Source organism: Rhodoplanes roseus (assembly GCF_003258865.1).
GTDB lineage: Bacteria > Pseudomonadota > Alphaproteobacteria > Rhizobiales > Xanthobacteraceae > Rhodoplanes > Rhodoplanes roseus.
Genome location: NZ_NPEX01000258.1, coordinates 1 through 8,166, shown reverse-complemented (window position 1 = coordinate 8,166; position 8,166 = coordinate 1). Strand labels below are relative to the sequence as shown.

The 8,166-nt window shown below is 71.8% G+C and carries 7 protein-coding genes; 6 read left to right on the top strand and 1 reads right to left on the bottom strand.

Annotation, left to right across the window (positions count from 1 at the left end; genetic code table 11):
* From coaBC to CH341_RS24965, 6 genes are all read left to right on the top strand, one after another.
* Positions 1-1,296 (top strand): bifunctional phosphopantothenoylcysteine decarboxylase/phosphopantothenate--cysteine ligase CoaBC (gene coaBC, locus CH341_RS24990; protein ID WP_210208608.1); only part of this gene is annotated, 1,296 nt, incomplete at its 5' end.
* The gene (gene dut, locus CH341_RS24985) at positions 1,293-1,760 is read left to right on the top strand and encodes a dUTP diphosphatase (protein ID WP_111421690.1); all 468 of its coding nucleotides are present in this window, start codon (positions 1,293-1,295) and stop codon (positions 1,758-1,760) included. The genes coaBC and dut, both read left to right, overlap by 4 nt.
* Positions 1,761-2,232: 472 nt before the next feature.
* Positions 2,233-4,641 (top strand): sensor histidine kinase, encoded by a 2,409-nt coding sequence (locus CH341_RS24980; RefSeq protein WP_210208607.1) that lies wholly within the window; start codon positions 2,233-2,235, stop codon positions 4,639-4,641.
* 43 nt (positions 4,642-4,684) lie between these two features.
* Entirely contained in the window at positions 4,685-6,232 is a 1,548-nt protein-coding gene (gene tsaE, locus CH341_RS24975; RefSeq protein WP_111421688.1) for a tRNA (adenosine(37)-N6)-threonylcarbamoyltransferase complex ATPase subunit type 1 TsaE, read from the top strand.
* A 90-nt stretch (positions 6,233-6,322) separates the two neighbouring features.
* Positions 6,323-6,640: a PilZ domain-containing protein gene (locus CH341_RS24970; protein WP_111421687.1), complete on the top strand. Its 318-nt coding sequence runs from the start codon at positions 6,323-6,325 to the stop codon at positions 6,638-6,640.
* A 147-nt stretch (positions 6,641-6,787) separates the two neighbouring features.
* A complete protein-coding gene (locus CH341_RS24965) occupies positions 6,788-7,522 on the top strand; it encodes a nucleotidyltransferase family protein (RefSeq protein WP_210208606.1) in 735 nt (244 codons plus the stop codon).
* A 20-nt stretch (positions 7,523-7,542) separates the two neighbouring features.
* On the opposite strand, the gene CH341_RS24960 is transcribed toward CH341_RS24965, so the two are convergent.
* A partial coding sequence (locus CH341_RS24960) for a DUF2125 domain-containing protein (RefSeq protein ID WP_146604613.1) occupies positions 7,543-8,166 on the bottom strand: 624 nt, incomplete at its 5' end.

Sequence of the window (8,166 nt, the reverse complement as noted above, 5' to 3'; positions counted from 1 at the left end):
GGCGTGGATGGCCGGGACGAGCCCGGCCATGACGAAGGAGAGCATCGCGCAACCGGCGACCACCCGGGACTCATGACCCTCTCCTCGACAAAAATCCTCCTCGTGATCAGCGGCGGCATCGCCGCCTACAAGGCGCTCGACCTGATCCGCCGTCTTCGCGAGCGCGGCGCTTCGGTTCGCGTCGTGATGACGCGCAGCGCGCAGGAATTCGTGACGCCGCTGGCGGCCGGGGCGCTGGCCGGCGAGCCGGCCTACACGGACCTGTTCGACTCCAAGACCGAGTTCGACGTCGGCCACATCCGGCTCGCCCGTGAGTGCGATCTCGTCGTCGTCGCGCCGGCGACCGCCAACCTGATGGCCAAGATGGCGGGCGGCCATGCCGACGACCTCGCCTCCACGGTGCTGCTCGCCACCGACCGTCCGGTGCTGGTCGCTCCGGCCATGAACCCGGTGATGTGGGCGAGTGCGGCGACGCGGCGCAACGTCGCCCAGCTCGCGGCCGACGGCGTCGTCATGGTCGGCCCGAACGCCGGCGAGATGGCGGAGAGGAACGAGGCGGGCGTCGGCCGCATGGCCGAGCCGCTGGAGATCGTCGCGGCGGCCGAGCGCCTGCTGGCGGCGCGCGATCCGGCGGCGCGCCCCCTCGCCGGCATGAAAATGCTGGTCACCTCGGGGCCGACCCACGAGCCGATCGATCCGGTGCGCTACATCGCCAACCGCTCGTCCGGCAAGCAGGGCCACGCGATCGCGCGCGCCGCCGCCGCGGCGGGGGCCGCCGTGACGCTGATCTCCGGACCGGTGACGCTCGCCGATCCGCCCTGCGTGACGGTCGTGCATGTCGAGAGCGCGCGGGACATGCTGGCCGCGGTCGAGGCGGCGCTGCCGGTCGACGTCGCGGTGTTCGCGGCGGCCGTCGCCGACTGGCGGGTCGCCAGCGCCGGCGCGCAGAAGATCAAGAAGGGCGCGGCCGGGACGCCGCAGCTCGATCTGGTCGAGAACCCCGACATCCTGGCGACTGTCGCCAGGCGAACGAGCGGGCGCCCGCCCCTCGTCGTCGGCTTCGCGGCGGAGACCGAGCACGTCGTCGACAACGCGCGCAAGAAGCTGGCGCGCAAGGGATGCGACTGGATCGTCGCCAACGACGTCTCGGCGGAGAGCGGCGTGATGGGCGGCGACCGCAACACCGTCCATGTGGTGACGCGCGACGGCGTCGACTCCTGGCCGATCCAGTCGAAGGAGGAGGTCGCGCAGGCGCTGGTCGCCCGCATGGCCGCGACCCTGAAGGACCGCGGATGACCCCGCCCGTGCTCCGCATCCAGCGCCTGGCGCACGGCGCCGACCTGCCGCTGCCGGCCTATCAGAGCGACGCCGCCGCCGGGCTCGATCTGCTCGCCGCCGTGCCGGCCGACGCGCCCGTGACGATCGCGCCCGGCGGTCGCGCCCTCGTCCCGACCGGTCTGGCCATCGCGCTGCCGCCCGGCACCGAGGGGCAGGTGCGGCCACGCTCGGGACTCGCGGCGCGGCACGGCGTCACGGTGCTCAACACGCCCGGCACGATCGACGCCGACTATCGCGGCGAGGTGCAGGTGGTGCTGGCGAATTTCGGCGATGCGCCGTTCGCGGTGACGCGCGGCACCCGCATCGCCCAGCTCGTCGTGGCGCCGGTGCTCCACGTCGCTGTCACGGAAGCCGAAACGCTCGACGAGACGGCGCGCGGCGCCGGCGGCTTCGGCTCGACCGGGCTGCACGGCCGGACCTGAAAAACCGGCGTTTCGACGCACCGTCTTCTCACGTTGTCCACAGGCTTTCGGCCGCTCCGTCGGGCCCTGTGCTGCTCCGCAGCATCGGCATGACGGAATTTCGTCCGGTGGCGTCCTCGTTCACCGTCTGGACTCTTCCGGCGCGACTCCGGTTGAGGGTACATTGACTGGCGATTCGCGATGCCGCCCCACGAGCGGCGGCTCGCGGGGACGGTGCCGGTGTGTATCGCCGGTCGCCGGGGGGTGAAGTTTTCCGCGTCCGTAATCCGACCTTGCATCACGCCCGTTCAGGCGGGACGCGATGCATTTCACGAAGTTCGACGGGCCGGCCCGGCCGATTCTGGACCGGAACCGAAAAGGTGAGCAGACGATGCGGGACGAGGGCGCGACGAGAAGCGGAGTTCGTCGTCCGCCTCGACACCTCGGCAGAGGTCGCACCCTCCTCGCCGGCTCCGCCGCGATGCTTTGCTCCGTGCAGACGGCCGCGGCCGAGATCCCGTTCGGCAAACCCTATCTCGACGCCTTCTCGCATCTCGGCACCCAGGAGCTGACGACGCTGGTGCTGGTGATCGGCATCACGGCCTTCGCCGTGGTCACGGCGATCGCTCTGGTGCGCACGCGCAACCGCGCCGCCGCCGAGCAGCAGGGCTCGCGGGCCCAGATCGCCTCGCTGCATTCCGACGTCGACCGGCTCGCCGCGCTGCTGATGTCGGAGCCGCAGGTGCTGGTCGTGTGGACGGCCGGCTTCGGCGAGCCCGAGGTGATCGGCGAGGTCTCGTTCATCGCCCCGACGCTCGCGCCGCACGACATCCTCGCCTACGACCAGTGGCTGAGCCCCGAGCTCGCCGCCTCGCTCGGCGACGCGATCGAGCGGCTGCGCGTCAAGGGCGAGGCCTTCGCGCTGCTGCTCACCACCGTGCTGGGCCGCCACGTCGAGGCGGAAGGCCGCCCGATCGGCGGCTTCGCCGTGATGAAGCTGCGCAACGTCACCGGCATCAAGCGCGACCTCGCCGAGTCGAGCGTGCGCTGCCAGAAGCTGCAGAACGAGGCCGACGCGCTGCGCAGCGTCGTCGAGGCGCTGCCGGCACCGGTGTGGATGCGCAACGCCGCCGGCCAGCTCGTGCTGGTCAACGCCGCCTATGCGCGCGCCGTCGAGGCGGCCGATCCGGCCACCGCCGTGGCGCGGCACGTCGAGCTGCTCGGCCGCAGCGAGCGCGAGGCGATCACCCGCACGCTCGACACCGGCAGCGGCTATGCGGGCCGGCTCCCGGCCATCATGGCCGGCGCCCGCCGCACCCTCGACGTGCTGGAGCTGCCGGTCGCGCAGGGCCGCGTCGGCGTCGCCATCGACGCGACCGAGGCGGAGCGGCTGCGCAACGAGCTCGACCACATCCAGGCGTCGCACCGCCGCACGCTCGATCATCTCGCCACCGGCGTCGCGGTGTTCGGCGCCGACCGCCGGCTCACCTTCTACAACACCGCCTATCGGACGCTGTGGGACCTCGAGGCCGACTTCCTGGCCGAGGCGCCGAGCGACTCGCAGGTTCTCGATCGCCTGCGCGGCGCCCGGCGCCTCCCCGAGCAGCAGGACTTCCGGCAGTGGAAGATGAACCTGCACAAGGCCTACACGTCGACCGAGAGCGAGACCTACGACTGGCATCTGCCCGACCGCCGCACCATGCGGGTGGTCACCACGCCGAACCCGGAAGGCGGCGTCACCTATCTGTTCACCGACATCACCGAGCGGCTGGAGCTGGAACGGCGCGCCGACGCGCTCACGCGGGTCCAGGGCGAGACGCTCGACAACCTCGCCGAGTCGGTCTCGGTGTTCGGCAGCGACGGCCGGCTGCGGCTCTACAATCCGGCCTTCGCCAAGAGCTGGAAGCTGTCGGCGGACGTGCTGGCCGGGCGGCCCCATATCGAGCAGGTGATCGACCTGTGCCGGCCGCTCTATCGCGACGAGACCACCTGGCAGACGCTGCGCGGCGCCGTGACGGCGCTCGACAAGCGCGACCCGGGCGCCGGCCGCATCGAGCGCAGCGACGGCTGCGTGATGGACTTCGCCACCGTGCCGCTGCCGGACGGCGCCACGCTCGTCACCTTCCACGACGTGACCGACTCGGTGAACGTCGAGCGCGCCCTGCTGGAGCGCAACGAGGCGCTGATCGCCGCCGACGAGCTGAAGCTCGACTTCGTCCACCACGTCTCCTACGAGCTGCGCTCGCCGCTCACCAACATCATCGGCTTCGCCCACTTCCTCGGCGACCAGTCGACCGGTCCGCTCAACGACAAGCAGGCCGAGTATCTCGGCTACATCACGGTCTCGACCAACGCGCTGCTCGCCATCATCAACAACATCCTGGATCTGGCGACGATCGACGCGGGCGCGATGACGCTCAATCTCGGCTCGGTCGACATCCGCGCCACCATGGAGGCGGCGGCCGAGGGCGTGCAGGACCGCGTCGTGCAGAACGACCTGGTGCTCGACCTGCGGGCCCATCCCGCCATCGGCGCCTTCACGGCGGACGGGCGGCGGCTGCGCCAGATCCTGTTCAATCTCCTCTCCAACGCGATCGGCTTCTCGCCGGCCGGCGGGCGCGTCACGCTCGCCGCCGAGCGCAACCAGGACGCCGTGGTGTTCTCGGTCAGCGACGAAGGGCCGGGCATCCCGCCCGAGCTGACCGACAAGGTGTTCGACTGGTTCGAGAGCGACCCGCGCGGCTCCGGCCATCGCGGCGCCGGCCTCGGCCTGTCGATCGTGCGCTCCTTCGTCGAGCTGCACGGCGGCACGGTGCGGATCGAGAGCACGATTGGACAGGGCACCACCGTGATGTGTATTTTCCCTCTCGTGACGACGGCGGCCCGCTCGGCCGCCGAGTGATCGTCCCGCGAGGGACTGTTCTGCGAGAGGCCGCCCTGATCCCATGGAACCCGCCCGGGCCGCCGGCACGCCGATCACGCTGACGCTGGCCGACGAGCAGGCGACGCGGCAGTTCGCCGTCGACCTCGCCACGGCGCTCGACCCGGGCGACGTGGTGATGCTGTCGGGCGATCTCGGGGCCGGCAAGACGACGCTCGCCCGCGCCGTGATTCGCCACCTCGCCGACGACGACGCGCTCGACGTGCCGAGCCCGACCTTCACGCTCGTGCAGAGCTACGACCTGCCGCGCTTCACGCTGATGCATGCCGACTTCTACCGGCTGCAGAGCCCCGACGAGCTGGCCGAGCTCGGCCTCGACGATTTTCCGGCTGGCGCCGTGGTGCTGGTCGAATGGCCGGACCGAGCGCCCGACCTCACCGCCGCGGACCGCCTGGACCTCGACATCCGGCTCGACCCGGAGCACGGGCCCGACGCGCGGGTCGTCCATCTCGTCGGACACGGCAGCTTCGCCGTCCGGATCGGCCGCATGCTCCATCTGCGCCGCTTCCTGGAGAAGGCCGGGGTGGCCGAGGCACGCCGCGAGCGCCTCACCGGCGACGCCTCGTCGCGCTCCTACGAGCGCGTGCTCCTGCAGGACCGCACGATCCTGCTGATGAACGCGCCGCGTCGGCCGGACGGTCCGCCGATCCGCTACGGCCGCAGCTACAGCGCCATCGCCCACCTGGCCGAGGACGTGAAGGCGTTCGTGGCGGTGGCGGACGCGCTGCGCACGCTCGGCTTCTCGGCGCCCGAGATCTACGCGGCCGATCTCGCCGAGGGCTTCGTGCTGCTCGAGGATCTGGGCGACGGGCTGGTCGTCTCCGGAACTCCGCCGGCCCCGATCGAGGATCGCTACCGCGCCGCCGTCGACGTGCTGGTCGCCCTGCACGGGCACATGCTGCTGCCGAGCGAGCTGCCGGTGACGCCGCAGCTCACCTACCGGATCCCGGACTACGACCTCGACGCCTTCCTGATCGAGATCGAGCTTCTGCTCGACTGGTACCTGCCGCGGCTCGCCGCCGTGCCCTCGACGCCGGCGCGCAGCGCCTTCCTGTCGTTCTGGCGCGACGCGCTCAAGCCGGTGCTGGCGCAGCCGCCGACCTGGGTGCTGCGCGACTTCCACTCGCCGAATCTGATCTGGCTGCCGGAGCGGCGCGGGCTCGAGCGGGTCGGCCTGATCGACTTCCAGGACGCCGTGATGGGGCCGGCCGCCTACGACCTCGCCTCGCTGCTGCAGGACGCCCGCGTCACGGTTCCGGAGGAGCTGGAGATCGAGCTCCTGGGCCGCTACGCCAAGGCGCGGCGCGCCAACGAGCCGGCCTTCGACGTCGGCCAGTTCGCCCAGGTCTACGCCACGGTCGCGGCGCAGCGCGCGACCAAGATCCTCGGCATTTTCGCCCGGCTCGCCCAGCGGGACGGCAAGCCGCAATACATCCGCCACATGCCGCGGGTGATGACCTATCTGCAGCGCGCCCTCGCCCACCCGTCGCTCGCCGCCCTGAAGGCCTGGTACGCCGCCTATGTGCCGCCGCCCCCGGCCCCGCCGGGCTGACGCGGTCCGCGAGAAGCCGAAGCCCAGTAAGAGCTTGGCAAGATCGTCCCGGTACACTCCGGCCGCACCAGCGTATCGGGACGGCCGGCGATGAACACGGAACGCAAGGCGGGCGACCGCGTCGAATTCGAGCACGGATACGCGGCCCGGATCATGGGCATCGACGGCACTTGGCAGCGCGAGGTGCTGCTCGAGGACGTCTCCGACACCGAGGCCAAGCTGACCGTCTTCGGCTCGACCGAGGAGATCAACCTGGACGAGTTCTTCCTGGTGCTGTCCAACTGGGGCCATGCCCACCGCCGCTGCGAGCGGGTGTGGCTCAACGGCGACCAGATCGGGGTGCGGTTCCTGAAGAACGTCCAGCAAAAACCCCGCCGCGAGCGCAAGCGCCCCAAGTTCGAGATGTGAACCCGGCGCCGGCCGCCCGACACCGACCGGCGTCCGGTCATGTCCCGGTCACCCCGCCGCGCCAGCGTCCGGCGGCAGCACCGATTCGGTTCCTGTTGAGCCCGGGGACAGAATCGTGTGCAAGAAGAGGCCCCCGAGAGGTCGCCGATGTCGTCTCCCGCCGCTGTCCGCCCCCGCACCGCCATGGTCCTCGCCGCCGGTCTCGGCACGAGGATGCGTCCGCTGACCGACACGCTGCCGAAGCCGCTGGTGCCGGTGGGCGGCAAGCCCCTGCTCGACCACGTGCTCGACCAGCTCGTCGAGGCCGGGGTCGAGACCGTGGTGGTCAACGTCCATTTCTTCGCCGACAAGATCGAGCGGCACCTCGCCGGCCGCAGCCGCCCCCGCATCGTGATCTCGGACGAGCGGGACGGGCTCCTCGGCACCGGCGGCGGCGTCGCCCGGGCGCTGCCGCAGCTCGGCGACGCGCCGTTCTACCTGGTCAATGCCGACACGCTGTGGATCGACGGGGTGAGGGCCAATCTCGACCTGTTGGCCCAGATGTTCGACCCGGACCGGATGGACGCGCTGCTGCTGCTCGCCGCCACCTCGACCAGCGTCGGCTATTCGGGCCGCGGCGACTACGGCATGACGCCGGACGGCCGCCTGCAGCGCCGCGCCGAGCGCGAGGTGGTGCCGTTCGTCTATTCCGGGGTGGCGCTGTTGTCGCCGGCCCTGTTCGCCGACGCCCCGCAGGGCGGCTTCGCGCTCACCAGGCTGTTCGACCGTGCCGAAGGGGCCGGCCGGCTCCACGGCCTGCGGCTCGAGGGCGTGTGGATGCATGTCGGCACGCCGGAAGCCATCGCGGCCGCCGAGAAGGCCATCCTGGCGAGCGCCGCATAGGGCCGCGCTCCCCCCTTCCCTCAGTAGAACGGCGCGAGCTGGCCGACCTTGAACGGGCCGAGCAGCACGGCGCCGTCGGAGAAGCGCAGCGGCAGCTTCACGGCGCGCTTGCCTTCCAGCTCGGTCGACGGACCCAGCGCGTCGGCGCTCGGCGCGCCGCCGCCCCCGCCGCCGCGCAAGACGTTGCCGAGGCCGGGAACCAGACGGTCGAGGCCCGGCGCGAGGCGGTCGCGGGTCGCCTGCGGGAGGAGCTGGTTGACGAGCTGGTCGACGCCGAGCAGCGGCAGCAGCTTGTCGGCATTGACCACCACGAGCTGCAGCTCGCCGTCGAGGGCGCCGCGCGGCGACAGGCCGAGCCTGCCGGTGCCGGTGGCGACGATGTCGCCCTGGCTCAGCCGGGCGCGGGTGACGTCGAGCTTGCCGCCGGCCGCCTGCAGGGTGCGCAGCGTCTCCTGCAGCGAGCGCGGCGACAGCGACGGTAGGCCGCGCAGGGTGCCGACGACGTCGAGATCGAGCGGCACGGCGCCGAGCCGCCCGAGCCCGGGGGCGATCGCCTCGTCGAGCGAGAGGGCGAGGTCGAGCACCGGGTCGTCCAGACGCCGGCCGAGTATCTGCGCGAGAAGAACCTCGCCAATCTCGCGGCG

What these genes read in the sequence shown, in the direction of transcription:
- dut (WP_111421690.1), top strand. Translation starts at nt 1,293, where the DNA reads ATGACCCCGCCCGTGCTCCGCATCCAGCGCCTGGCGCACGGCGCCGAC.
- tsaE (WP_111421688.1), top strand. Translation starts at nt 4,685, where the DNA reads ATGGAACCCGCCCGGGCCGCCGGCACGCCGATCACGCTGACGCTGGCC.
- CH341_RS24970 (WP_111421687.1), top strand. Translation starts at nt 6,323, where the DNA reads ATGAACACGGAACGCAAGGCGGGCGACCGCGTCGAATTCGAGCACGGA.
- CH341_RS24965 (WP_210208606.1), top strand. Translation starts at nt 6,788, where the DNA reads ATGTCGTCTCCCGCCGCTGTCCGCCCCCGCACCGCCATGGTCCTCGCC.